This window comes from Collinsella sp. AM38-1BH (assembly GCF_003467545.1).
Taxonomy (GTDB): Bacteria; Actinomycetota; Coriobacteriia; order Coriobacteriales; family Coriobacteriaceae; genus Collinsella.
Genome location: NZ_QSHC01000002.1, coordinates 60,441 through 86,215, shown reverse-complemented (window position 1 = coordinate 86,215; position 25,775 = coordinate 60,441). Strand labels below are relative to the sequence as shown.

The window sequence follows — 25,775 nt, the reverse complement described above, 5'->3', positions numbered from 1 at the left end:
ACCGCGCAGCCAGACATGGCGTTCTATGTTATCGCACCTGCGTCGATGTGCCGCGAAAAAGTAGCTCCTGCCCAAAGACTTGACGGAGACGAAACAATTGACGCACCGTGACCGTCGCCGACGCGCGCCACGTGCGACAATGTGCCCCAATACAACTGCACTCGGAAAGGCCCGCCATGACTGCACGCCTCATCGTTATGGATATCGACTCCACGCTCATCAACCAGGAGGCCATCGACCTGTTGGGCGAGGAAGCCGGCGTGGGCGAGCAAGTTGCACAAATCACCGAACGCGCCATGCGCGGCGAGCTCGACTTTAAGCAGGCGCTCGAGGAGCGCGTGGGGCTGCTTGCCGGCTTGGACAAGAGTGTGTTCGAGCGCACCTTTGAGCGCGTGACGTTTACCCCCGGCGCGCTGGAGCTTGTGCGCTCGGCACACAGCAAGGGCTGGAAGGTCGGCGTGGTAAGCGGCGGCTTTCACGAGGTCGCCGATAAGATCGTGGCCGCCGCGGGCATCGATTTTTGCCTGGCCAACCGCCTGGAAGTCATGGACAGCAAGCTCACCGGCAAGCTGGCGGCAGACATTGTAACCAAGGAGTCCAAGCTCATCCAGCTGCTAGATTGGGCAGTTGAGTGCGGCGTCGATATGGCCCACACCGTCGCAATCGGCGACGGCGCCAACGACATCCCCATGATTCAGGCCGCGGGCACGGGCATCGCGTTTTGCGCCAAGCCCAAGACGCGCGAGGCCGCCCCGTTTGCCATCGACGAGCGCAACCTGATGCTCGCCATGGACATCATCCTGCGCGACTAGTCGATCCGTCTAACAATTGAATCAGTCTGTCCTATAGTTTCCGAACAATTTTGTCTTAGTGTTCGGAAACATACCCTTTGAGTGCTAGACTTTGCGCCGTCGAAGGGAACATATATGGATAAGCGAGATCTTGAGCAATTGCTGAGCGATGTTGCCGGCGGAGCAGTCACCCCTGCCGACGCCCTCACGCGCATCCAAACGGCTCCGACCTCCGATTTGGGCTTTGCGCAGCTCGATCTTTCGCGCGGGGTGCGCCAGGGGGCCGGCGAGGTTGTCTACGGGGCCGGTAAAACCGCCGATCAGATTGCCGCCATTATCGAAGCACTGCGCGATGCCGGCCAGGAGCGCATCCTGGTCACGCGCCTGGATGCCGAAAAAGCCGCGCGCACCGCTGAGCTTCTTGGCAACGGCATCGACCTGGGATATGTCCCGGACGCACAGCTCGCCCTCGTGGGCGGCAAGCCCTCCCCCACCGGCAATGGACGCATCGTCGTCGCCTGCGCCGGCACGAGCGACCTGCCCGTCGCCGAAGAAGCCGCGTTGACGGCCGAGTTCTATGGCAACGAGGTCGACCGCCTCTACGACGTGGGTGTCGCTGGCCTGCACCGTCTGCTCGCGCATGCCGAGGAACTTGCCCAGGCACAGGTGGTCATCGCCATTGCCGGCATGGAGGGCGCACTGGCGAGCGTTGTCGGCGGCCTGGTAAGCTGTCCGGTCATAGCCGTTCCCACCAGCGTGGGTTACGGCGCGAGCTTTGGTGGCGTAGCCGCGCTGCTCGCCATGCTCAACTCCTGCGCCAGCGGCGTTTCGGTCGTCAACATCGACAACGGCTTTGGTGCCGCCTACCAGGCAAGTCTTATCAATCATCTGAGCGCCGGCACGCCCTGCGCCCGTTAAGGAGCATTCCATGTCCAATCATCAGCGCACGCTTATCATCGACGGCACCTCGGGCATCAGCGGCGATATGACCGTCGCGGCCCTGCTCGACCTAGGCGCCAGCGAGGAGCACCTGCGCGAGCAGCTCGCCACGCTGCCGGTCGACGGCTTTACGATCGCCGTCACACGCGTAAGCAAGCATGGCATCGACGCCTGCGATTTCGACGTCCAGCTTGCAGAGGAGCTCGAGAACCACGATCACGATATGGCCTGGCTCTACGGCAACGAAGCAGCTGCCGAGCACACGCACGAGCATGAGCACCACCATCATGATCATGGCGAGCACGAACACGAGCACTGCCACGAGCATGACCACGACCACGAGCATGACCACGACCACGAGGGTCACCATCACGCCCACCACCATCACCACCGCTCTTTGGCGGACGTCACCGCCATCATCGATGGCTCGCAGCTAAGCGATGGCGCCAAGCGTCGCGCGCTCGCCATCTTTACCGCGCTCGCCGCCGCCGAGGCCAAGGCCCACGGCAAAACGCCCGAGACCGTCATGTTCCACGAGGTGGGCGCCGTCGACTCCATCGTCGACGTCTGCTCCGTTGCCATCTGCCTCGACGATCTGGGTATTGAGGATATCGTGGTCGAGTCGCTCTCCGAGGGCCACGGAACCATCCGTTGCGCCCACGGCCTCATGCCCATTCCCGTCCCCGCTGTCGTCAACCTGTGTCAGGCGGGCAATATCGCCCTCACGCCTGCACCGGTCGCCGGTGAACTCGTGACGCCCACGGGCGCTGCCGTCGTCGCCGCACTGCGCACGTCCGAGCACCTGCCGGCCCGCTACCGCATCGAAGCCGTCGGCTACGGCGCCGGCAAGCGCCCCTACGAGGGCTGCTCCGGCACGCTCCGCTGCCTGCTCGTTCACGCGGACGCATAGCCATGGATGCCCGCAAGGCAAAAAGCCGCGCTGCCATCGTTGCAGCATTCTCCGAGCTCCTTCGCGAGGAGGACTACGGCAAGATCACCGTCGGCGACATCATCGCTCGCGCCCATGTGGGTCGGGCCACGTTCTATGGCCTCTTCAAGAGCAAAGATGACCTACTGTCCGAACTCGTGAGCGACATCTGCACCCACGCCCTCGACGACGATGGCACACCGCTCGACGACTCACTCGTGCAGGTCGAGCATATCCTCAACAACTTCTGGGAGCGCCGCCAGGGCGTACGAGCCCTCGTAGCCGGTGCCGGCTCACGCGTCTTCGCCGACTGTCTCCGCAAGATCATCATGGCCCGAGCAGCCGAAACCGTCCCCACCGACCCAAACGGCCCCGCCGCCACCATGGACCGAAGCTTCCTACTACACCACATAGCCTCAAGCTTCGTAGGAATGGTCCAATGGTGGGCCTGGCACAACTTCGAGGCAGATAAGACCGACGTAGCCAAAGACTACCTATCAGCCATTAAGCCCCTCTTCAACTAAGTAAGAAGCTCATCCCAAAGCACCGCCCCACCCCAAGGCGCCACGCATCCCAAAGTGTCAACAACAGCCCAGCGCCCCTATCAGCAACAAGCCCCTCCCATCCAAATTCAGATTTATATGTTGGGTTGCTTGCTCGAGCGCAGCAAAGACCCCGCAGCCGTCCGCATGGGGTAACTTCCCAGCGCATTCCGCAGGACGAAAGAACCCCCGCCGCACGAAGTGTGAACTGCGCCCCAATTCTTGGACGGGCTAATAAGCGGCCTACGCCGCACATAGGGACTGATTCCGGAATTCCTCCGGGGTCAGTCCCTTCAGTTTAACCTGCCTCCTTCTCGTGTTCCAATGGATGATGTATTCGTCCAGGTCTCTCTTGAAGTCTTCGAAGCAAGGCCATTTTCTTCCGCGAAAGAACTCGTCCTTCATATGGCCGAACACCTGCTCCGTCGCGCCGTTGTCGATGCAGTTGCCCTTCCGGGACATGCTCTGCACCACGCCGGCCTCCTCCAGCCGCTTGCACCACCCGGCCTGCTGGTACTGCCAGCCCATGTCCGAGTGCAGGACCGGCCTGGAGCCCTCGGGCATCTTGGACACGAGCTGGTCGAGCAGCTCGTGCTGCTGGGCCATGTTGGGATGCAGCGACGTGGACCAGGCGACGATCTCCTTGCTGCCGAAATCGTAGACCGGCGCGAAGTAGGCCTTGCCCCAGGGCTGCTTGAACTCGGTGACGTCGGTGCCCATCTTCTCCCACGGCCCGTCGGCGGCGAAGTCCCTGCCGATGACGTTCTCGAAGGTCTTTCCGACCTTGCCCCTGTACGAGTTGTACCTGTGGTAGTCGGTCTCGCGGCGGATCCCGCAGCTGATGCCCATCTCGCGCATCATCTTCAGCGTCGTCTTGTCGGCTATGCGCACGCCCCGCTCGGCGCGCAGGCACATGGCGATCTGCCTGTGGCCGCACCCGTTGGCGGTGCGCGAGAATATCTCGGCGGCGGCCTCCCAGAGCTCGGGCCTGGTGGGAGCCTTCGGGTGCGACAGCGCGTAGTAGTAGCTCGACCTCGCCAGGCCGGCGCACTCGAGCAGGTCGGCGAGGGGGTATTGCCCTGAAAGCCCGCTCACGACCGCGGCCTTCTCGCCGTTCGAGAGCGTTTCTCCGCCTTCATGGCGATCGATTTTTTTAGGTAGGCGTTCTCCGCCTCGAGCTTCTTGATCCTGCGCTCGAGCTCTTGCTCGCGCGTCGTCTCCCCGGACGGGGAGCCGGACCCCCTCGGCCTCCCCCTGGGCTTTGGCCTGAGCGCCTCCGGGCCCTCCTCCCTGTAGGCCTTCAGCCATTTCTTGAAAGGGCTTGGCGAGGCTATCCCGAACTTCTCCATGGCCTCGGGCTTCGTCATGCCCTCGTCGACGACCGCCCTGACGGCGGCCAGCTTCGTCTCGAACGAATAGGCGGTGTGTTTCTTTCCCATCATGGCCAGAACCTCGATACCAGCAGACCTGTAGGTGCACAGCCATTCTCTCACGGTTTCCTCCGGCATCCCGAGAAGGGCCGCGATCGCCGCGCGGCCGTGCCCCTCGTCGTGCAGCTCTGCCGCTCGCAGCCTCATCCCGACGTCGTACAAAGCGTTTCCAGCCATAAAAAAGCCTCCCATTTCTTGTGTCCAAGAAATGGGAGGCAGTTCAAGTGCGCAGCGGGGGTTCTTTCATGTCCGAGGACGCGCTGGGAAGTTACCCCATGCGGCCAGCGGACAACTATGTAGCCTTGGACTAGAACATGCCCAAGAAACCATGCACAAACAGCGCGGCCACAATAGCACCGACAAACGGCGCGATGCCAGGAACAAGCAGACCATACTTCCAGTTGTTGTCGGCCTTGTTCTTGATCGGCAGCACCTGATAGGCCATGCGAGGACCAAGGTCACGAGCCTGGTTCATGGCGAAGCCGGTGATGCCGCCCATGCCCATGCCAACGGCCCAAACGATCAGGCCGACGCAGATTGCGAGCATCAGAACGTTCTCGCCGGCGCGGCTAGCGGCAGCAAGGATGGCGCTGATGAACACGAAGGTGCAGATAGCCTCGCAGAAGAAGTTACGAGCATAGTTCGTGCCCTCGGTGGTGGGGTTGGTCGAGAAGATGTTGCGCTGGGCAATGGGGTCGACGACGTCCTCGGAAGCCTTGAACTCATCGGCATACATAAACCAAGCGATCACGGCACCCACAAAGCCGCCGAGCATATCGGCAAGCATGAAGGGGATGCAGTTGCCCCACGGCACCAGGCCGACGATGCACTGGGCAAGCACCATGGCGGGGTTCATGCACACAGCGCCACCAAAGACAAACAGGCAGACCGAGATGCCAAAGGACCAGGTGGTGATGGCAAACATATGGCCGGAGCCCTGATACTTGGTGCCCTTGAGCACGGTATCGCAGTGAACACCCACGCCAAAGACGATCATGAGGGCCGTTGCGCCGAATTCGCAGAGGAGTTTGGTAAGCATAAAACCTTATCTTTCTTGTCGGTTATAAACGATTCGTTTAAGCCGCGCACTAGTGCTGTGCGACAACAACACCCAGGCCATCGGGGATGACGGCGACCTTGGCATCGGCACCCTTCATCTCAAAGGCGAGCTTGAGCGCTTCCTCGATAGTGTTGACCGGCGTCATGTGCATATCCTTGAGCATCTGGTGATCGCACAGGTCGGTGACCATGATCACAGGGTGATGCGCCAGGATGCGGGCAAAGATCTGGCTCGTCCACTGATCGGGCAGGGTCTCGTCCTTAGGACGATCGATGCAGGCGCGCTCAAACTCTGCCGGATCGTTGTCGGCGATGTTGTGATAGAAGCCCTCGCCGCCGTGACCGTCGGCACAACCGGCGACGTCGATGATCACGCCGCCCTCGGGAAGCGTGGCCTCGGCAGCGCACATGCCCTTCACAGCCTGATAGATGTTCTGATCGAGGGGGTAGCCGCCGTTAGTGGTAATGGCGATCTCGCACTCGACGGGCTCAACGCCGGCAAGGCTCTTCACGAACTCGCAGCCAGCCTCGTGCGCCTTGTGGATGTCGCCGGCAAAGGAGCCAATGACCTCGTGCTTGCCGTTGAGCACCACGTTGAGCACAAAGGCAAGGTGAGCCATCTCGGCGGCGGCAAACATGTCCTCGCTCACGTGGTTGTGGCACAGGTTGCCGGCACGCGAGTGGGAATCGTTCACAAACTGACCGTTGTGGTTGTACATGATGGTCTTGTAGCTGGCGATGCCAGGCAGGACGGACTTGCGGCTACCAGAGAAACCGGCAAAGAAGTGCGGCTCAATAAAGCCCTCGGCAAGCAGCAGATCGCAATCGGCCGCAATCTTGTTGATGATGCACTCGCCACCAGAAGGCAGGGTGCCGATCTTTTTCATCATGCTGTCGTCAGTCGCGACGTGCATAACGATTTCTTCGTTGGCAACGATCTCCTCGCCGTACTTGTTGACGAGCTCCTCGTGCGTCGACGGACGATGCATACCCGTAGCAACCAGAATGCGAACGCGCGCCTCAGGCGCAGCGGAGTGGATGTGATGCAGCAGAATAGGCATCGTCACACGCGAGGGAACGGGACGCGTATGATCTGAGCTAATGATGACAATATCCTTCTTGCCAGCACAAAGCTCCTCGAGCGAAGGCGAGCCGTAAGGGTTGGAAAGCGACTCCTCCACCAGCTCTTCCTGCGATTTCGTGGTCTTAAACTCGTTTTGATGACCTTCCATCACACCCGCGAAGTTCTTATCCTCGAGCTCCAGATGCAACGTCTTGTGGTCAAACGGCAGTTCACATTCAAACAATGACGAGCGCCCTCTTCCTTTCAACTGACACACTAGATAAACCGTTGGAAGGATACGCCGCTCACCGAAAAACACCACCGTCCACCGACTCATTAACACAACGTTCATATTTGACCCACAACAAAACAACCGCGATCCCAAACGGGACCGCGGCCGCTACAGTCATAAGTCGAGAAGCGCCACATGCATCTCAAACCCGATCGATAAGACGCGAGGCGCAAAGCGCACTTTAATCTCTTCAGCCCCAATCCCAGAAGACCGAGGACAAAGAGGCCCGACGGGTTTCCCTCTGAATGCATTCCGCAGCACGAAGCCCTTTCCAAACGCGCGAAGCGCGCCATTATTCCCCCAGCAGTAATCCGCCGAAGACCGGACATCGCAGGGCCCGCCATCAGTTTACTTTTAGGCACACTCCGCAGGACGCAAGAAGCCCTCGCCGCACGAAGTGCGCAGCGAGGGCTTCTTGCATGTCCGAGGACGTGCCTAAAAGTAAACTGATGGCGGGCCCGGACGACTACAGGGCTATCGATTACCCCGTGTTCTGCAATCCTGCCGAGACGCCAGTCACAGTCGAAAGAATCAGGCTCATGTACTCGGCCTTCTTCTCCTCGGCCATCTCGTCCTGGTTCATACGCACCTCACGAAGGGCGCGGACCTGGGCGATGGACAGGGCGTCGACATAGGGGTTACGCACGCGAACGGCGCAGCCGAGCACGCGACGACGCTGCAGCGGCCACTCGTCACCGACGATGGCAAGGACCCACTTACGCGTGAGCTGCATCTCGGTGAAGACCTTCTCGGACAAATCCTGGCGATCGCCCAGGTGTAGATACATCTTGGCAATGCGCTGATCGGTCTTAGCAATCGACATCTCGATGTTGTCGATGAACGTGCGGAAGAACGGCCACTCCTGGTAGGCAGCCTTGAGCTGGTCAAGGTCACCAAGCTGCTCGCAGGCGGTGCCCAGGCCGTACCAAGCGGCCAGGTTAATGCGTGCCTGGCTCCAGCTGAAGATCCACGGAATGGTACGCAGGTCGTCGAGCGACTTGGCGCCCAGGCCGCGCTTAGCGGGACGCGAGCCGATCGGCAGCAGACCGACTTCGGTCAGCGGCGTCACGGTCGAGAACCACGGTGTAAAGTCCTCGGTGTTCAGCAGGTCCAGATAGCGCTCGTGGCTTGCAGCGTTAAGCTTCTCGGCCATATCCCAGAACTTCTGCGTGGTCTCTGTGTTGGTCTTCTCGACACTCGGGGCCGACTGCAAAAGCGTTGCGGCGGCAACGGACTCAACATGGCGCTGAGCCAGCGTGCGGTTGCCGTAACGGGCAAAGATGACCTCGCCCTGCTCGGTGAGCTTAAAGAAGCAGTTGACCGAACCCTTGGGCTGCGCCAGCACGGCCTTGTTGGCCGGGCCGCCGCCACGGCCAACGGCACCGCCGCGACCGTGCATGAGCACCAGGTCGATATCGTTCTTCTCGGCCCACTTGGCAATGCGCTCCTGCGCGGAATGCAGCGCGAGCATGGCCGTGGTAGGACCGGCGTCCTTGGAGGAGTCGGAATAGCCCAGCATAACCTCCATGCGGCGGTTGGTCTGGGCAAGACGCTTCTGCACCACGGGCAGCGTAAGCATCTGGTCGAGCACGTCGACGCAGCCCTCGAGGTCCTCGAGCTGCTCGAATAGCGGGATCACGTCGAGCTCGGGGACATCTTCCTCGTGTGCGAAGGACAGGTGGGCCAGCTCGAAGACGTCAGCCACATGCTGGGCGCTCTTGGTAAACGAGATGATGTAGCGGTGCGCCATCTTCTTGCCGTAGCGCTTTTGGATGGAGCCGATGGCACGGAAGGTATCGATGACTTCGCGCGTCATGGGCTGCAGGTCGCCATGGATACCGTTCTCGTGGATATCCTTGAGGGCGCGGGCATGCACCACGGAGTGCTGACGGAACTCCATCTCGACCATATGGAAGCCGAAGGACTCGACTTGCCAGATGATGGTCTGGACCGGGCCGTAGGCGGCACGGACGGCACCGCAGGCGGCCAGCGAACGCTGGACGACGCGCAGGTCATCCAGGAACTCGTCGGCGCTGTGGTACATGGTGTCGGTGATACGGCGCACGGTGGCGTTCAGACGGTCGGCCATGACGAGCATGACGGCGCGATGCGGCTCGTGCTCGGAGATCAGCTCGGCGCGGGCCGTGTACCGAGGGCTCATCTCGACCTGATGGTTCCACAGGTTAATGAGCTCGGCCGACGGCTTGCTGTAGGTAGCCTCGAGCGTGAGGTTGCGGCCGATGTGGCGGCACTTGTCCTCGAGCTTGAGCACCATGTGCGTAAAGTACTTGGCGGCGACCTCACGGCTCACCTTGGCGGTGACGTTGGGGTTACCGTCGCGGTCGGAACCGATCCAGCTGCCGGGATGGAAGAACGCCGGGCACAGCGGCGGCACAGTACCGGCCTTGTCGCCCAGCACCCAATCGTCAAAACGACGATAGATAACGGGGATAACGTCGAACAGCGTGTTATCGAAGATGTCGATGATGGTATCGGCTTCCTCGACCGGCGTGGGCTTCTTGAGCGCGATGGGGCTCGTACGCACCAGGGCGTCGATCTCCTGCAGCATATGGCGCTCGTTCTCCACCAGGTCGGAGCCGCCCAGACGCGGACGCTCCTCCAGCAGGTTGGAGATACGGCGAATCTTGCCCTCGACGGCCTTGCGACGGGCTTCGGTGGGATGTGCGGTAAAGACAGGGTGGAACTCGAGCTTGTCGAGCAGCTCGTTGGCACCCTCGACACCCAGCTCATTCACCAGCTGGTGATAGGCAACGGTAAGCTCGTTGGCAGGATCGACCTCGGTATCGGTCGACGCACCGGCCTCGCGCTCGCGCAGCTGCGCCACACGGTAGTTCTCCTCCGACAGGTTTGCCAGATGGAAAAAGCTCGTAAAGGCGCGGACAATGACCTGCTGCTTATCGAGCGGCAGGCTGTCGATCAAATCGACGACCTCACGAAATGCCACGGCAGTGGGCTCGTCGGCGGTGGGCACGCCCTGCTCGTCGACGGCTTCGTCGGCAGCGCAGGTACCGGGGTTGCCGGCATTGACCACAATCTCGGCTGTCAAAATCTTGTCGAACAGGTCCGCGATCTCGGGATCATACTCGCTAAGCACACGGCGCTCCAGGCGCAAGAACAGCGCCAGATTGTCGCGCAGCTCCTCGGGGATCTCGATCTCGGCGAGACGCTCCCTGGACTCGGCATTCGAGCCGATTCGGTTAACGAGGCGGTTGACCACGGCAGCGACGCGCGCCGCGGCTTCGGGTACAGACTGGTTGCTTAGGTTCTCAGCCACGTTTCCTCCCATTCCTCCTTCTATGCACGTAACATGCGGTATTCATTATAGGCGCTTGAGAAATACTTTCGACACTGATTGCGCTTTACCACACAAAAGTATTTTCTGCATTGCAAGGGTTTTTGCCCCAAATGGTCGTATTTCTCGGTGGACGGCATATGCAAACGGGGGCATTCCGCATAAATGCGAAACACCCCCGTAACAATCGCTCTCCATGAGCAGGGCACGTTAGCAGGCCCGCAGCTCAAAAAGATGCGCTACAGGCGCTCGCGAACCGCCTCGACCACGTTGGCCAAATCGACGAGAACCTCGTCGTGACTCTGCATGTCGCGCACCTTGACCTTGCCGGCGGCAAGCTCGTCGCCGCCCAGGACCAGGATGAGCTTGGCGCCCACCTTGTCGGCCTGCTTAAACTGGGCCTTGAGCGAACGACCCTGGTAGTCGGCCTCGGTCACGATGCCTGCGGCGCGAAGCTCCTGCGTGATGGCAAAGACGTTCTGACGCAGCTCCTTGCCGGCATTGGCGACGTAGACGCACGGGGCCTCCTCGGCACCCAAGTCGTTACCAAATGCCTGAAGGGCCAGCAGGGCGCGCTCAAAACCGACGGCGAAGCCGACGCCGGCCGTGGGCTTGCCGCCCTCGAGCTCGACCAGGCCATCGTAGCGGCCGCCGCCACCGATGGAGCCGACGCCGGCGCCAGGGGCCTCGACCTCAAAGACGGTACGGGTGTAGTAGTCCAGGCCGCGCACCAGGGTGGGATCCTCGACGTACTCGATACCGGCGACGTCCAGATAGCGCTTGACCTGCTCGTAGTGCTCGCGGCACTCATCGCACAGGTTGTCGCCCATCAGCGGGGCGTCGGCCATGATCTCGCGGCAGTGGTCGTTCTTGCAGTCGAAGGCGCGCAGCGGGTTAAGCTCGGCGCGCTCGCGGCACTCGTCGCACATCTCATCGGCGTGGTCGAGAATGAACTGCTTAACCTGCTCGCGATAGGCCGGACGGCATTGGGCATCGCCCATCGAGTTAATGAGCAGACGGAGCTTGGACAGATCGAAGCCCAGGCGCTTGTAAAACTCCATGAGCATAATGATGCACTCGGCGTCTGCCGCCGGATCGGGAGCGCCGAGCCACTCGATGCCCACCTGATGGAACTGGCGCAAGCGGCCCTTCTGGGGACGCTCGCCACGGAACATGGCCTCGGCGTAGTAAGCCTTAAACGGCGTGGAGCCCTGGGGCACCAAGTTGTTCTCCACGACGGCGCGCACCACGCCAGCCGTGCCCTCGGGACGAAGCGCCAGGCGCTGCTTGGGCTTGAGCTTGGTATCGGTGCCCTCGGTAAAGACGCGCTCCAGGTTGGCGCCGCTAAACACGCGGAACATCTCCTTGCGCACGACGTCGGTCGACTGGCCGATGCCGTGGACAAACACGTCCACCTGCTCGATGGCGGGCGTCTCGATGGGCTTAAAGCCAAACGGCTCGAACACGCCGGCAGCAATCTGCTGCATCTTTTGCCAGGCGCGCATCTCAGCGCCGATAAGGTCGCGGGTTCCCTCCGCCTTCTGTGCCTGCATGGGCAAACACCTTTCTTTTGTATCGCGTCATAGGTAGTGGTCATTATACGGCACAAACACAAACAGCGGCGGTGCATCTGACCGAACGAGGGTATGGGGACTCGTTCGGCCAGATGCACCGCCGCGGTGTGCAATCTGCAATCCTTCCGCCTCTTCGGATCACAAAATCCGTTGGACGGAAAGACTTCGGGTCATCTCTTGAGCCCGTGGCTGCATGGGAAACCGAATGACGGTACGAGCATCCATTCGGCTTCCAAGGCAGCCACGGACAAAACGGGGCAAAGAGCTACGAGCGACGTCGTCCCTACTCCCCCGCCACGCTCGCGCGCAGCTTAGCCGCGATGGGCTCAGACGCCAGCAGGAACACCAGCATTGCCACCGAGCACGCCAGGCACACGATCCATGTGCTCGTAAAGGAGCCCGTGGCATCGAACAGTATTCCCGAGACGATGGCGCCCACCGTGCCGCCAACCATCTCGAGCGAGGTGATGGTGCCCGTTACCTTGCCCAGGTCGGCCATGCCAAACTGCTTGGACGCGGCAATGGTAGGCGTGATGGTGCCCATGCACGTTCCGATTCCAAAGCTAATGGCAGCCACAATGGGGCCAAGGTCGGTTGCGGGAAAGCACAGGGCGGCGCAGGCGATGATGCACGCGACAGAACCCAGCACATTGCCAAAGCGCAGGCCAAAACGGTCGTAAATGGCGCCGAGCGAAATCTTGGCGATAACGACGGTGACCATGTAGGCCGAAAGAACCGTACCGGCCCACATGGGGTCGTGGCCACCCGTGACGATCTTGGCACCGTTGACGGTAACGCTCGTCATGTTGGTGACCTGGTTGGGCAAAATGGCGCCGTTAACGAGGCCCATAAAGAGAAAGGCGACGACGAGCAGCCAAAACGCCGGGCTCTTCTTGATGCGAGACCAGCCAACGTTAACCTCGGGCGCCGTGCGCTCGTCCTTGTCGCCAGCCGTCGAGACGGACGGATCGCCCGGGTTCTCGCCGAGCGGCTTCAGGCCAATCTCGGAAGGTTTGGTGCGGAAGGAATACGCCGTGATGGGCAGCGCCGCCACCATGCAGACGGCGGCAAGCACCAGAAAGGCGGAGCGCCAACCCACGCTCACGATAAGTGAACTCACAATCGGCGAAAGGATGGCACCGCCAAAGCCCGAGCCCGAAAGCGCGATGGAGATGGCAAGACCGCGCTTGGCGGTAAACCAATTAGCGGTCACCAGGCTAATAAGCAGACGGGTCGATGCGACGGCGAAGCAGCCCGAGACGGCAAAGAGCACGTAGACCTGCCACAGCTCACCGACAAAGCTCATGCCCACGAGCACCGCCGAGGTGGCGATGACGGTAAGCGAACCCAAAATACGACCACTAACCTTGTCGGCAACATGGCCAATGACAAGCGATCCGATAACGCTCACCACCGTGGAGATCGCATTGGAGATGTTGTACTGCGCAAGAGATATCCCCAAGTCGCTGACGATGAGCGGCTGGAACAGGCTCATGCAGTTGACGAAAATGGTGTAGCACGTGGCCATGATCACAAAGCCGGAGGCCACCACGAGCCAGCCGGGGAAGAACTTACGTTGCTGAGACATACTGTTCCTTTTTAAGCAAACGAGTAGCAAGATTGGGTGCTACCGGTGGTCGGCGATGTAGCCCAAAGCGACGGCGGCATAAGCCGCGGCGCCAAGGGGAAGCTCGGCATCGCTAAAACGTGCCTTGGGATGATGCTGAGCAAAATGCTCGTCCGTATCAGTCACAGCAGCGCCCACGGTAAAGTACGCGCTCGGGATCTCGCTCGAGATCAACGCGAAGTCCTCGCTCGCCATGGCGTGGAACAGCGGCAGGAAGGCGGACTTGGGCAGCACCGCGCCCACGTAGCCAAGCGACGCCTGCGTCATGCCGTCGTCGAGTACGAGCGGGGGAACATCCGAGAGTGTCTCGATAGTCGCCGGCGTACGATAGGTCGTGGCAACGCCTTTGACGACCTCCGCGATGCGGGTCTTGAGGTGCTCCATGAGCTCGACGTCGAAGCCACGCAGCGTTCCCTCGAGCACACAAGTGTCGGGGATGACATTTGCGGCCTGACCGCCGGCGAACTTGCCAACGGTAAGCGCGACCTCCTTGGCCGCCGGCACCTCGCGAGAGATAAGCTCCTGAAGCGCCAGATGCACATGGACGCCGGCCGTGATGGGGTCGATGCAGATCTCGGGGCTCGAGCCATGGCCGCCCTTGCCCTGAAGCGTGATGCGAAAACCGTACACGCCCGAGAGCGCCGGGCTGCCGTAGAGCACCAGGCCAAGCGGCGACTGGCTATTGACATGCATGGCAAAGGCGGCCTGGGGACGCGGGTTCTGCAGCAGACCGTCGGCGATGGCGGCGCGGGCACCCTCAAAGGTTTCCTCGCCCGGCTGGAACAGCAACTTAACCGTGGCGTTGGCGTCGACAAGCGCAGACTCGCGGGCCTTGAGCAGGCGCGCCGCTCCAAGCAACGCCGTCGCGTGCATATCGTGTCCACATGCGTGCATGCAGCCGTTCGTAGAGGCGAAAGGCTCGCCTGACTCTTCGGCAACGGGCAGGGCATCCATGTCGCCACGGAGCATGATGACCGTACCGGCCTGTTCGTCCGTGCAGACGCCATTGCCCTGGGCCGCGGCGGCGCCGGCGCCGACAAGGCCCACGACACAGGAACCATCGACGAGCGTGGCAAATGGGATTTCCATCTCGGTCAGGCGCGCTTGAATATACGCAGAGGTCTGTGGGAGGCTATTACCCAGCTCGGGCATCTGGTGTAAATCGTGTCGCCACGCAGCGAGCTCGTCTGCAAAAGCCTGAGCTTCTGCAACGAGACCGTCACCGATAGCGGCCTGCGCCGCTGCGGTGGCCTTGGGCGCTGATTGCGGTTGAAGATCGGACTGAGCTGGTGCCATAAATGCCCTCCAGTAACGTTTTTGCAGTAAGCACTTTGATAGCGTAAAGTGCAAGGTACAACTTTAAAGGCGAGTCATAAAAAACGCCGCCCCAGGAGGGCGGCGCAACAAGTTGTTTACAATTGCGAGCGCGGCTTTCGACGCAAAAAATCGAAGTGAGTCTCGCTCAAGATAATCGACAGGAAGATAAGCACAAAGCCGGCGAGCAGGCGCGAGGTGAGCGCCTCCCCCATCAGCAGCACCGAAAACAACACGCCCGAAGGCGATTCCATCGAAAGGAGCAGCGAGCCCGTCGAAGCCGGGACATGCGCCAGGCCGACGTTTTGGATGAGCAGAGCCACGCATGTGCAGCCCACCGAGAGAAACGCCATCACACAGATAAAATTCGGCGTCCACACGGACAGAGGCGCCTGGGTCTCGAATAGCAGCGACGAGACCAGGCTTAGGATGCCATTGCCCACAAACATCCAAAACGTGATGACGTTGATGTCCATTTTGCGACCGTACTTGGCGGTCACCGCCATCTGGATGGCGAAGAAGACCGCGCCGCCCAGCGTAATGGCATCGCCGATATTGAACTCGACGCTATCGAGTGCCACCAGGCCAATGCCCGCCAGGCACAGCAGTGCCGCACCCAGGTTATAGCGAGTGAGCTTTTCGCCGCTCAGGACATAGCTGGCAAACGGCACAAGGATACAGTACGTGCCCGTCAAAAATGCACTCTTGCCTGCCGTGGTCTGTGCCAGGCCAATCGTCTGCAGTCCGTATGCTCCCCACATGAGCGCACCCATGCCCAGCCCGACGATAAGGTTGCGAGCATTAAAGTGTGCGATGATGCGTTTACGGAAGATGGCGAACATAACCAGCGAAGCCGGGAGAAAGCGAACGTAGACCAGCTCGAACACCGGAACGGTATCGAGCGCATCTTTCATGGTGGTAAAGGAATAGCCCCAGATGACCGCCACCGAAAGCAGCAAGACCTTCCAGAAGAACGGAGAACGCGCGCCGGCGCCGCGGGAGGTGCCGCCGGCACCCAGGTCTTCGCGCGCTACAGGGCTATCGGGCATGTTTTCGATTTCATCAACGGCATTCTGGGCCATAGGGCATCCTCGCGCTCAGTCTGGGCGTGGTGTCCGCACGTGCATGGCCGCGTGCCGCCTCATGGTCAAATAAAACGGGGCGCACCGGACCCCCGGTACGCCCCGCTACTGTAGCAACAACCGGTGTTGCATCGCAATCCAGCATAATAAAGTATCAAACTGGAAGATCTCGATGTTCCGACGGCGTTTACCTGGCTGAACTAGATCAACTTAGTCGACTCCAGCTTTTCGATGATCCAGTCGTTGGCTTTGATGACCGGGCGGCGGAAGACGACGCCCAGTGCCAGCGACGGAATCAGATAGCTCGCCAAGATACCCAGCTCAATCCAGTACTCCATATGGTAGGCGCCAGCCATGGCGGCATGCATGGCGTTGATGCCGTGGGTGAACGGCAGGAACGGATAGATCGCCTGGAACACGGGGCCGGTCATCTCGATGGGGAACGTGCCGCCCGAACCGCCGACCTGCATGACCAGCAGCACGACGGCGAGCGCCTTGCCGATATCGCCAAACGACACGGTGAGCGTGTAGACGATATTGGAGAACACGAGACTCGCGACCCAGCCCGCCAGCACAAACTGCAGCGGGTTGTCGCACTGAATGCCAAAGAACAGAATGTCGCCCGCGCACACGAGCGTTGCCTGCAGCAGGGCCAAACCGCCAAAGAACAGGTAACGGCCCAGATAGATCTCGTGCAGGCGTACGGGGATGAGCTCGTTGATAAGTTCATCGTCAACCGACACCTTCATCATGGCTGCCAGCACGATCGAGCCGACCCAAAGCGACAGAATCGTGTAGAACGGCGCCATGGCCGAACCGTAGTTGCGGATCGGATAGACCGGCTTGCGATCGAGCGCGACGGGACCGGAAAGCGACACGGCCAAACCCTCGGGGTCGTTGCCAATCATCGTCTTGATCGTGGCAAGGTCGTCCGACATCAGGGCGCCATCGAGCTCGTCCTTAAAGGCGCTGATCTTGTCCGATGCCTCACCCAGCTGATCGGAAGCCTTGTTGACCAGCGTCGCAGCCTTGGAGAGGCCCTTTGCGAGCGAGCCAGAGGCGTCGGTCAGACCGCTCACGGCGCTATCCAAGTCACCCGAGATACCGTTCAGGGAATCCAGAACGCCCGAAATGGTCTTCTTGAGCTCCTTGGCCTTAACCGAGAACGTGGAATCGTAGTCGGACTTGGCTCCCGAGATACCCGCCTTGGCATCGGCGATGGCCTGGTCGACCTCGGCACGCGAGTTGTTGACCTCCGCCATGCCGTCCGAAAGGGACTTTGCGGTCGCCGTCAGGTCCTTCGCATTGTTGCGGTACTCCACGGCAATTCTGCCCAGCGACGTCGCAGCGGACTCGAGACCGTCTTTGAGCTTGTCATCACTCACCTGGTCGGCAAGGTTACGGAGCTGATCGGTCATCGCATCGATATCGTCAGCACGCGTATTGAGCGCCGCTGCGGCTTCGTTGAGCTGAGACACCGTAAGGTAAACATGCTGATTCGCGGCATCGAATGCCTTCGCAAGCTCGGCGGACACGTTGTCGAACGAGCCCGCGCTTCCGTCAATCGCCGCGTCAACGGCATCGTTGGCGGCCTTGAGCGCTTCCTTGGAATCATTGATGCCACTCTTGGCGTGCTCCATCAGCTGCTTCGTCGACTCATCAACGGTGCCCGTCTGCTTGAGCATGCCGCCCGCCGATGTCAGTGAATCGGACGTGGAGCTCAAAATGCCCGCGAGCGACGTCGCACTCGCCTGAACGTCCTGCAGGTCCTCGACCGAATCGCCCAGCGTCGAGGACAGATTGGCGATAAAGCTGCTCACCTGGTCGGTACTCATATAGTCGAGCAGGCTGGACACGGTCTTAAGGCCGATGGTCGTGATGGTCTTGGTAAAGGTCTCGTTGACCTGACTCTGGACGGCGCTCGAACCCTTTTCAGTCACGATCTGTGCGATGGCGTTGGCCTTCTGATTCTCATAGAACTCGATATCGGCGTGCTTCACCTCGGTCGAGAAAAGCGTCATCATGTCGGCGCTAAACGTTTTAGGGATAACGACGGCAGCGTAGTACGCGCCCGACTTAACGCCCTCAATCGCCTTATCACGGTCGTTGAGGACGACCCAGTCGAAGTTCTCGTTGCCGCGCAGGGTGGCGGTTACGTTTTCGCCCACGTTGACCTCGACGGGAATCAGATCGCTCTCGTAACCCTCATCGGTGTTGACCACTGCAATCTTAAGGTTGCCGGTATTGCCGTAGGGATCCCAGCTTCCGGCGATGTTAAACCATGCATAGAGACATGGCACGATGATCAGGCCCATCACGACGACCATGCCGATCACGGAGCGAGACACGTTTTGGACATCGCGCTTAAACAGGTGCAGGATGTTTTTCATTTATGCCTCACCTCCTTTAGAGTGCTTGCCAAGCGAGGTGGTGTCCCCGTCGTTTCCGTTTACGTTGTCAGCGCCGTCGGCATCTTGAGCCTTACGATGCGCACCAATATGCGGCAGACGGCTCGTGGGCTGTTCGCTGTCCTTGGTGCCCCGCTCGCTGGCGTTGAGACCAAACATGCGACGGGCGGCAGGGATGGCAGCCGTGTGCTCGCGCATCTCGCGGCGCAAGTCCTCGTCCGAAAGCGCCGAGATGCGCATCTGTGTGTTGAGGCTTGCACGGATGTACTCGATGTTGATGAGCCAGCCGCAGATGGCAATGACCGAGATAATCCAGATAACGAGCAGGATGATCTTGCCGTTATTGTCGATATCGAGCACCGTCGAAAGCACAAAGAGCAGAACCTGCACGCCTACCACGGCGGCAAAACCGCCCTTGATGTAGTACGGGTAGCGATGCTCAAACGCCACGGCATGATCGAGCAGCTCGCGACGGTACGAATCCGAATCGAGCATGACGCGCATGGCCGTGCGCAGCGAATAGCGCTGGCGCGGTAGGTCGTTGGACTCGCAGATCATGAGGCCCGTCGTGGAAAGCTGCTTATCAAAGAGCAGATTGAGGTTGAGCAGCAACGGGCGCAGCTGCAGACCGATAAAGAGCGCGATGGCAAGGAACACGCCCAGGATGCACAGGTTGAACAGGTAGTTGAACGAATACATGCCACCGACGGTCTCGCGCAGCAGGTTGATGCCATAAGTGAAGGGCAGCAGCGGATGCAGCCATTGGAAGAAGCCGGGCATCATCTCGATGGGATACATGCCCGACGAGCCGGGGATCTGCACAATGACGAGGATGACGCCAATGGCTTTACCGATATGCTTAAACGTGGTGGACAGCGCATAGATGATGTTGACGTAGGTGAACGAAATAGCGATGCCGCCCAGTACAAAGAGCAGCGGATTGACGCACTGAACGCCAATGACCAGGTCGCCCACCGTAACGATAATGGCCTGGAACGCGCCCAGGATCACCAGCAGCAGCCAGCGGCCAAAGTAGCCCTGACGCGCCGTAAAGCTACCGATGCCCTCGCGGTCGACCTCGAGTTTATAGATAGCGATGAGCACATAGCCGCCTACCCACAGCGCCAGATTGGTGTAGAAGGGCGCGATGCCCGAGCCAAAGCTCTTGACCGGATAGATTGACTTGGACGTCAGCTCAACCGGAGATGCCATGAAATCTGCCACGTCATTGACGTCGACGTCCATGAGGTCGGCTAACTCGCCCATAGACTCAGAGGTCCGCAGCGCCGCAATGTCATTGGCGGCGGTCGCGAGCTTGTCCTGAACCTTGGCAAGGGAGGCGTCGGTTTGGGATAGCGTGGTCTTTGCCTGCTTGAGCGTGGCGTCGAGCTGCGCCAGCGTGCCGCGCGCGCTCGCTATCGTGGGGGTCATACCCGACACAATGCCGGTCAAATCGCCCGAAACGGCGGCAAAGGAATCAAGCGCGCTCGAAGCCTTCGGAAGTGCGTTCTGACCCAGATCGGTCTGAGCCTGACCGAGGTTAGCCGTACCGGTCTGAATTGCCGCGTTGAGTGCGTTGCTCGCGTTCGAGATTGCCGTAGCGTCGTTTGCCATGGCGCTCGACTGTGCGGAAAGGCCATCCTTGATGCTCTGCAGCTTCTGGTTTTGCTCGCGAAGCGAATCGATGGTCGATACAATGCGCGCGTCAATTTCCTCGGAACCTGTCGACGCGTCATTAACGAGAATCTCCAAGTGTCCGATAACGACCTTATTGTGATCGATCGTCGCCTGGAGAGACTCGAGCGAGTTGTCGATGCGGGTGGTCGTAGATGTGACCGTACCCGTTAGCTTGCCAATCGCAGCGTTCGCGGAGGCTGACGTCTTGGTGAGTGCAAGGCTACCTTCCGAGAGTGCCTTGGAGAGCGAGGTGATAGAGTTGCCCGCCGTGGCGCGAGCCTCGCCCAGCAGGTCGTTGCCCTGGGAGATCGCCTGCGTTAGAGAGGGCGCCTGCCCCTGCAGGCCCGCCAGCGCAGCATCGGCCGAAGCAATCGAGCTGCTCGTCTTGTCGATGGCGGTGTTCATGTCGCCGATGGAATCGCGTACTTCGCCCAGGGTATCAGACGCCTCGGACACCGAGCCCGCCAGCGAATCCCGGGTCTGGGTCGCCTTGTCTTTAAGGTCGATGCCAGCATCTTTAGCAATGCCCGCGACGGTCTCGCCCACCGTGGAGACAAACTCCGAGTTGATCTGCTCCTCGATGGTATTGGCGCCAGTGTCGGTGACCTTGGGCGCAATAGCGCTCTTCTTCTCGTTGACGTAGTACGTGAGCTTGGGCTGATGGTAATTGCCGTCGAGCATCGAGACCAGGTTATCTGAGAAGTTCTTGGGGATTACGATGGCCGCATAGTACTCACCACTCTCGACGCCCTCTTTGGCATCGGCGGCCGAATCGACGAAGGTCCAGCCCAGCTGATCGTTTTCCTTGAGCTGATCGACGACCTTGTCGCCCGCATTGAGCTCGCCCACCAGGTCGTTTTGGGTTCCCTGGTCGTTGTTGGCGATAGCAATCTTGATGCCCTGGGTGTTTCCGTACGGATCCCAGTTTGCCACGATGTTGTACCAGGCATACAGCGAGGGAATAACACACACGCCGAGGGTAACCACCAAGGCGACGGGGTTCACGAGCAATCGCTTGATGTCACGCTTAAAGATCGCAAAGGATACCTTTGCGTTGGATAGTTTGCTGCCGAGACTCACGCTTAGACCATCCATCCTGTCGTTGAATCAAATCGTACTATCAACAACCATTGTACGTAGGCGCTTTAGCGTCTCGAAGCACAATGGTATTGAGTTTTGCGGGTAGCAATATACTACGAAGATTAGTTAACGTACAGTTGTACAGTATCTCAAATTTCAGCAGGTCGCAAAACCACAACCCGCACAAATTAACAATCCGAATAGTCATCGGGGGCGTTCTTAAACGACCAGTCAAACAAGAACGTCCCCGATGACTACTTAGGGCCACGAAAGCGTCGCAGGTTGAGCATAAGTCAGCGAAAACGCCCCTGAGCGAGCAAGGTGACGTGAAAGAGGAGGGAAGCGTACTTTGGTACGCGACCGACGATTGAACGTCAGATTGCCGCTTAGGGGCGTTTGCAGCGTCGACCGGTCCGTCGTTCGTTAGAACGACGGAACCAATAGGTTCGTTAGAACGGCGGACCCAAAGGCGTAACTACTTAACTACATCAAGTTGCAAACAGCCGCCGCGAAGGCAACGGGGTCCTCAGGCAGAATGCCCTCGACCAGCAGGGCCTGATCGTAGAGCAGGCCGGAGTACTGCTTGATCTTGTCGGCGTCACCTGCCTTCTGGGCAGCGACAAGCTTGTCAAAGACCGGGTGCTTGGCGTTGAGCTCGAGCACGCGCTGGCTCTTGGGCATGCCGTCGGGCGCGCCCTCGGGTCCCTTCTGGAGCACCTTCTCCATCTCGAGCGAAAGCGGACCCTCGGTGGTGATGCAGGCGGGAGCGTCAGTCAGACGCGCAGAGACGGCAACCTTCTCGACCTTGTCACCGAGCGCCTCCTTCATAGCGCTAAAGAGGTCCTCGTTTTCCTTGGTGGCGTCCTCGGCCTCCTTCTTCTCGTCATCGGTCGCCATGTCAAGATCGCCGGTCGCGACGTTCTTAAGCTCCAGGTGACGATCCTCGACCTCGGGCTCGGCACCATCGGCAACTGCCTTCTCGGCAGCCTCGCGAGCAGCGTCATCCTCGTAGACCTTGGGCATATCGGCAGCCACGTACTCACGCATGGCCTGGAAGGTGAACTCATCCACGTCCTGCGTCAGCAGCAATACATCGTAGCCGCGGTCGAGCACGCCCTTCACGACGGGCATCTTGGCCAGACGCTCGCGCGAATCGCCGGCGGCATAGTAGATTGCCTTCTGGCCCTCGGGCATGCCCTTGGCATACTCGGCAAGGGTGATCATCTTCTGCTCCTTGGCAGACCAGAACAGCAACAGGTCGGCGAGCTCGTCGGCCTTCATGCCGTAGCTCGAGTAGATGCCGTACTTCAGACCGCGACCAAAGTTCTCAAAGAACTTCTCGTATGCCTCGCGGTCGTTATCGCGCATGTCCTCAAGATCGGCAGTGATCTTCTTCTCGACACGCTTGGCAATGGCCTTGAGCTGACGGTTCTGTTGCAGCGTCTCACGCGAAATATTGAGCGTCACGTCGGCAGAGTCCACGACACCGCGCACAAAGTTGTAGTAGTCGGGCAGCAGGTCGTCGCACTTCTCCATAATCAGCACGTTGGAACTGTAGAGCGCCAGGCCCTTCTCGTAGTCCTTGCTGTACAGATCGAACGGGGCGCGACCCGGCACAAACAGCAGCGCATCGTACTCAAGCGTACCCTCGGCATGGAAGCTGATAGTGCGCGCGGGATCGTCAAAGTCGTGGAACGTGGACTTGTAGAACTCGTTGTAATCCTTCTGCTCAACGTCGGAGCTGCGCTTTTTCCAAATCGGCGTCATGGAGTTGATGGTCTCGAGCTCCTGGTAGTCCTCGTACTCGGGCTTGTAGTCGTCGCCGGCGTCCTCGGGCTTGGGTTTCTGGCGGCTCTTGCTCACCATCATCTGAATCGGGTAGCGCACATAGTTGCTGTACTGCTGAATCAGGCTCTTGAGGCCCCACTCGGTCAGGAAGCGATCGTAGGTCTCGGCCTCGCCGTCGGCGTCGAGCTTCTCGTTCTCGCGCAGCGTCAGGATGACATCGGTACCGTGCTCAGCACGCTCGCCATCCTCGATGGTGTAGCCCTCAAGACCGTCGGACTCCCAAACGTGGGCGGTGTCCTCGCCATAAGCGCGGCTGACGACCTTCACGTGGCTGGCGACCATAAAGGCGGAGTAGAAGCCCACGCCAAACTGGCCGATGATGTCGACATCGGAGCCCTGTTGCTCGGCGTTCTCGGTCTTAAACTCCTCGGAGCCGGAATGGGCGATGGTGCCCAGATTGCGCTCGAGCTCCTCGGCGGTCATGCCAATGCCGTTATCCGAGATGGTAATGGTGCGGGCGTCTTTATCAAAAGAGACGCGAATAGCCAGGTCGCCCTGGTCGAGCTTGACACTCGGGTCCTGCAGGCTCTTAAAGTTGAGCTTGTCGACGGCGTCACTCGCATTAGAGATAAGCTCGCGCAGGAAGATTTCCTTATTGGTGTAGATGGAGTTGATCATGAGGTCGAGCAGTTTTTTGCTCTCGGTCTTAAATTGACGCATGTGCAGTCCTTTCGCGCTACCCCCGTCCGCAAAAACGGCCCGGTTGCCCGAGCCGCATCGCAGACCTGCTATGTCCAGACTTAGATTTTATAACCCATTAGCGCGCATATATACATACGGAATCGAAAAACTGTATGTCTAAACGCTCTGATACGCCAATTGCCAAGGAGTGTCCCCGACTGCCGGCAGGAAAGGAACGTCCCTATCTGCCATCTACGCGCTTGGCCATCCAAGCATGGGGCTGGCCCTCGTCTTCGTAGTCCACCGGGGCAATCTGCGTGTAGCCCGCCTTGGCATAGAGCGGCAGCACGTATTCCTGCGCATGCAGCTTAATGAGCTTGGCGCCGGCATCACGCGCGCACGTATCACTGGCCTCGACAATCTTGCTCGCCAGACCGCGACGGCGCATGCTCGGCAGCACAGCCACGCGCCCCATAATGTAGGTCTCCCCCGCCGCGACGCCTTCGTCCAAGTCGCACGCCGGCGACACCGGAGCCCCTGCGTCAGCCGCGCGCTCAAGCTCTTCGGGAAACACGCGCGAGCAACCAGCAAGCTCGCCGTCTACATAGAGCGTCACATGAATGCAGTTCGGATCCTCGTCGATAGCGTCGAACTCATTCTCGTAGCCCTGCTCGTCCATAAAAACGACGCGGCGCACCAACGCCGCGTCATCAAAGCATCCCGTCTTAAGTTGGATATCCATGCTGCCCTTTCATTCAATGCGAACGTTAGGGACAGATTTTAGCGAAAATGAGCTCCGCGCACGCTAAACTTCGCGCGAGCCTTCGCCAGGCAATCGTAATGACCCACGTTATGGGCATCGCTCGCGATGAAGCTGTACAGGTTCTGATCGAACAGGCGCTGTGCCGGCTTTTTCTCGCGACCAAAGCGACCGCCGGCAATAAAGTCCGCCGAAGCTTGCAGCTTGCAGCCCATATCGACCAGGCGCTCCGCCACGCTTACATCCTTTTGAACCGCACGATAGCGCTCAGGATGAGCGATGATCACCTGGTAGCCACGGCACTGCAAATCGTAAATCGTGTTCTCGTACTCTCTAAACGCATACGCATCGGCATGCGTCGAAAGCTCGAGCAGAAACTCGTTGGTCCCATCGAAATGCAGGTGCTCCGCGGCATCGATACCAAGCTCAACGAGCTTTCGATGGTTGACCTCGAAGCCCATCTGGAGCGGAAAACCGTCAGCGTTATCACGCAGCAGCTCAAAGGCATCCCACATCTTGTCGTAATCAAAATAGGGATCACGGCAGTGAGGAGTGCAAACGATTCTGGTTACACCGGCCCGCTTGGCAGCCTCGAGCATCGCCAAGCTCTCATCGAGATCGGCGGCGCCGTCGTCTACACCCGGCAAGATATGGCAATGAATGTCACGCATAGGTCAGCCTTAATCAACTAAACGTTTGCTCGGTTGGTGAAGATGCCCTTTTTGGAAGTCCCCTGATTGTCGGAGCCCTTCTTAACCTTCTTACCGTCCTTGGTGTAGTAAGAATAGTAGTACTCGCTGGTCTCGGTCTCACAGTAATTCATGACGGTACCGATGAGCTTGACCTTCTCGGACTTCTTAAGCTGACCGATGGCGTTGAGCGCCTCTTCGCGCTTGGTAAAGTTCTCGCGCACCACGAACAGCGCGCCGTCGGTCAGGCTGGCAATCTCGGCAGCATCGATGAAGGTGCCGACCGGGGGAGCATCGAAGATGACGTACTGGAACTTGGCGGACAGTGCCTTTACCAGCTTGGCAAAGCGATGGGAGACGATGATGTCGGCAGGATTGGGAATGTGCGGCTCGGCATCGAGGAAGTAGAAGTTCTTCTGACCCGTCTCGACAATCGCCTGGTCGATAGAAACCTGCTCGGACAGGACTGCATAGAGTCCGCCGCGGGAGCGGACGCCGAGCATATCGGCAAGGGACCTGCGACGCATATCAGCCTCGACCAGCAGGACACTCTTGCCGCTCGTGGCGATTGCCTGAGCAAGGTTAATGGAAACCGTAGACTTGCCCTCGTTGGGAATCGAGGAGGTAACGGTGATGGTGCGAATGGGGTCATCCACGCTCGCAAAGCGGATGTTGGCCAGAAGGGTCTTGGCGGCATTCTGCACAACGAGCTTATCGGTGTTCTTTGCCTTAGCCATG

19 protein-coding genes are annotated in these 25,775 nt (G+C 59.8%); 4 read left to right on the top strand and 15 right to left on the bottom strand.

Annotated elements, in window-relative coordinates; all coding sequences use genetic code 11:
* Nucleotides 1-176: 176 nt before the first annotated feature.
* The 4 genes from serB (at nt 177) to DW870_RS01645 (ending at nt 3,182) form a co-directional block, all read left to right on the top strand.
* Nucleotides 177-812 carry a phosphoserine phosphatase SerB gene (gene serB / locus DW870_RS01660; protein WP_117876721.1) on the top strand — a complete coding sequence of 212 codons (636 nt, stop codon included), beginning with the start codon at nt 177-179 and terminating at the stop codon, nt 810-812.
* Between the two features lie 114 nt (nt 813-926).
* On the top strand, nt 927-1,709 hold the full coding sequence (larB, locus tag DW870_RS01655; RefSeq protein WP_117876719.1) for a nickel pincer cofactor biosynthesis protein LarB: 783 nt from the start codon (nt 927-929) through the stop codon (nt 1,707-1,709).
* Between the two features lie 10 nt (nt 1,710-1,719).
* Nucleotides 1,720-2,640 carry a LarC family nickel insertion protein gene (locus tag DW870_RS01650; RefSeq protein ID WP_117876717.1) on the top strand — a complete coding sequence of 307 codons (921 nt, stop codon included), beginning with the start codon at nt 1,720-1,722 and terminating at the stop codon, nt 2,638-2,640.
* Between the two features lie 2 nt (nt 2,641-2,642).
* The gene (locus DW870_RS01645) at nt 2,643-3,182 is read left to right on the top strand and encodes a TetR/AcrR family transcriptional regulator (protein ID WP_117876715.1); all 540 of its coding nucleotides are present in this window, start codon (nt 2,643-2,645) and stop codon (nt 3,180-3,182) included.
* A 261-nt stretch (nt 3,183-3,443) separates the two neighbouring features.
* On the opposite strand, the gene DW870_RS01640 is transcribed toward DW870_RS01645, so the two are convergent.
* The 15 genes from DW870_RS01640 to DW870_RS01570 all read right to left on the bottom strand — a co-directional run bounded on the left by DW870_RS01640 (nt 3,444) and on the right by DW870_RS01570 (nt 25,774).
* A complete protein-coding gene (locus DW870_RS01640; protein ID WP_233547376.1) occupies nt 3,444-4,349 on the bottom strand; it encodes an IS3 family transposase in 906 nt (301 codons plus the stop codon).
* Nucleotides 4,292-4,807 carry a helix-turn-helix domain-containing protein gene (locus DW870_RS01635; RefSeq protein ID WP_117876772.1) on the bottom strand — a complete coding sequence of 172 codons (516 nt, stop codon included), beginning with the start codon at nt 4,805-4,807 and terminating at the stop codon, nt 4,292-4,294. Before DW870_RS01635 ends, DW870_RS01640 begins: the two co-directional genes overlap by 58 nt.
* A gap of 130 nt (nt 4,808-4,937) precedes the next feature.
* Nucleotides 4,938-5,669, bottom strand: a complete 732-nt coding sequence (larD, locus tag DW870_RS01630; RefSeq protein ID WP_117647965.1) for a D/L-lactic acid transporter LarD — start codon at nt 5,667-5,669, stop codon at nt 4,938-4,940.
* 49 nt (nt 5,670-5,718) lie between these two features.
* Nucleotides 5,719-6,996, bottom strand: a complete 1,278-nt coding sequence (gene larA / locus DW870_RS01625) for a nickel-dependent lactate racemase (RefSeq protein WP_233504135.1) — start codon at nt 6,994-6,996, stop codon at nt 5,719-5,721.
* A gap of 529 nt (nt 6,997-7,525) precedes the next feature.
* Nucleotides 7,526-10,339, bottom strand: coding sequence for a phosphoenolpyruvate carboxylase (locus DW870_RS01620; RefSeq protein WP_369831629.1), 2,814 nt, complete (start codon nt 10,337-10,339; stop codon nt 7,526-7,528).
* 257 nt (nt 10,340-10,596) lie between these two features.
* Complete coding sequence (hisS, locus tag DW870_RS01615) at nt 10,597-11,910, bottom strand: histidine--tRNA ligase (protein WP_117876713.1); 1,314 nt, start codon at nt 11,908-11,910, stop codon at nt 10,597-10,599.
* A gap of 304 nt (nt 11,911-12,214) precedes the next feature.
* The gene (locus tag DW870_RS01610) at nt 12,215-13,519 is read right to left on the bottom strand and encodes an MFS transporter (RefSeq protein ID WP_117876711.1); all 1,305 of its coding nucleotides are present in this window, start codon (nt 13,517-13,519) and stop codon (nt 12,215-12,217) included.
* A gap of 39 nt (nt 13,520-13,558) precedes the next feature.
* Nucleotides 13,559-14,854: a M20 family metallopeptidase gene (locus DW870_RS01605; RefSeq protein ID WP_117797133.1), complete on the bottom strand. Its 1,296-nt coding sequence runs from the start codon at nt 14,852-14,854 to the stop codon at nt 13,559-13,561.
* Nucleotides 14,855-14,970: 116 nt separating this feature from the next.
* On the bottom strand, nt 14,971-15,954 hold the full coding sequence (locus DW870_RS01600) for a DMT family transporter (protein ID WP_117876709.1): 984 nt from the start codon (nt 15,952-15,954) through the stop codon (nt 14,971-14,973).
* A 200-nt stretch (nt 15,955-16,154) separates the two neighbouring features.
* Nucleotides 16,155-18,344 (bottom strand): YhgE/Pip domain-containing protein, encoded by a 2,190-nt coding sequence (locus tag DW870_RS01595; protein WP_117876707.1) that lies wholly within the window; start codon nt 18,342-18,344, stop codon nt 16,155-16,157.
* Nucleotides 18,345-21,119: a YhgE/Pip domain-containing protein gene (locus DW870_RS01590; RefSeq protein ID WP_233547373.1), complete on the bottom strand. Its 2,775-nt coding sequence runs from the start codon at nt 21,117-21,119 to the stop codon at nt 18,345-18,347.
* Nucleotides 21,120-21,602: 483 nt separating this feature from the next.
* Entirely contained in the window at nt 21,603-23,627 is a 2,025-nt protein-coding gene (htpG, locus tag DW870_RS01585) for a molecular chaperone HtpG (protein WP_117876704.1), read from the bottom strand.
* A gap of 202 nt (nt 23,628-23,829) precedes the next feature.
* Complete coding sequence (locus DW870_RS01580; protein ID WP_117563685.1) at nt 23,830-24,330, bottom strand: GNAT family N-acetyltransferase; 501 nt, start codon at nt 24,328-24,330, stop codon at nt 23,830-23,832.
* Nucleotides 24,331-24,368: 38 nt separating this feature from the next.
* Nucleotides 24,369-25,019: a tyrosine-protein phosphatase gene (locus DW870_RS01575; RefSeq protein WP_022094060.1), complete on the bottom strand. Its 651-nt coding sequence runs from the start codon at nt 25,017-25,019 to the stop codon at nt 24,369-24,371.
* Nucleotides 25,020-25,036: 17 nt separating this feature from the next.
* Nucleotides 25,037-25,774 carry a CpsD/CapB family tyrosine-protein kinase gene (locus DW870_RS01570; RefSeq protein WP_117583801.1) on the bottom strand — a complete coding sequence of 246 codons (738 nt, stop codon included), beginning with the start codon at nt 25,772-25,774 and terminating at the stop codon, nt 25,037-25,039.
* Nucleotide 25,775: the final 1 nt, after the last annotated feature.

Coding starts and splice junctions, on each gene's coding strand:
- serB (WP_117876721.1), top strand. CDS start 177: ATGACTGCACGCCTCATCGTTATGGATATCGACTCCACGCTCATCAAC.
- DW870_RS01610 (WP_117876711.1), bottom strand. CDS start 13,519: ATGTCTCAGCAACGTAAGTTCTTCCCCGGCTGGCTCGTGGTGGCCTCC.
- DW870_RS01580 (WP_117563685.1), bottom strand. CDS start 24,330: ATGGATATCCAACTTAAGACGGGATGCTTTGATGACGCGGCGTTGGTG.
- DW870_RS01605 (WP_117797133.1), bottom strand. CDS start 14,854: ATGGCACCAGCTCAGTCCGATCTTCAACCGCAATCAGCGCCCAAGGCC.
- larD (WP_117647965.1), bottom strand. CDS start 5,669: ATGCTTACCAAACTCCTCTGCGAATTCGGCGCAACGGCCCTCATGATC.
- hisS (WP_117876713.1), bottom strand. CDS start 11,910: ATGCAGGCACAGAAGGCGGAGGGAACCCGCGACCTTATCGGCGCTGAG.
- DW870_RS01645 (WP_117876715.1), top strand. CDS start 2,643: ATGGATGCCCGCAAGGCAAAAAGCCGCGCTGCCATCGTTGCAGCATTC.
- DW870_RS01570 (WP_117583801.1), bottom strand. CDS start 25,774: ATGGCTAAGGCAAAGAACACCGATAAGCTCGTTGTGCAGAATGCCGCC.
- DW870_RS01600 (WP_117876709.1), bottom strand. CDS start 15,954: ATGGCCCAGAATGCCGTTGATGAAATCGAAAACATGCCCGATAGCCCT.
- DW870_RS01635 (WP_117876772.1), bottom strand. CDS start 4,807: ATGGCTGGAAACGCTTTGTACGACGTCGGGATGAGGCTGCGAGCGGCA.
- larB (WP_117876719.1), top strand. CDS start 927: ATGGATAAGCGAGATCTTGAGCAATTGCTGAGCGATGTTGCCGGCGGA.
- DW870_RS01595 (WP_117876707.1), bottom strand. CDS start 18,344: ATGAAAAACATCCTGCACCTGTTTAAGCGCGATGTCCAAAACGTGTCT.
- DW870_RS01575 (WP_022094060.1), bottom strand. CDS start 25,019: ATGCGTGACATTCATTGCCATATCTTGCCGGGTGTAGACGACGGCGCC.
- DW870_RS01650 (WP_117876717.1), top strand. CDS start 1,720: ATGTCCAATCATCAGCGCACGCTTATCATCGACGGCACCTCGGGCATC.
- htpG (WP_117876704.1), bottom strand. CDS start 23,627: ATGCGTCAATTTAAGACCGAGAGCAAAAAACTGCTCGACCTCATGATC.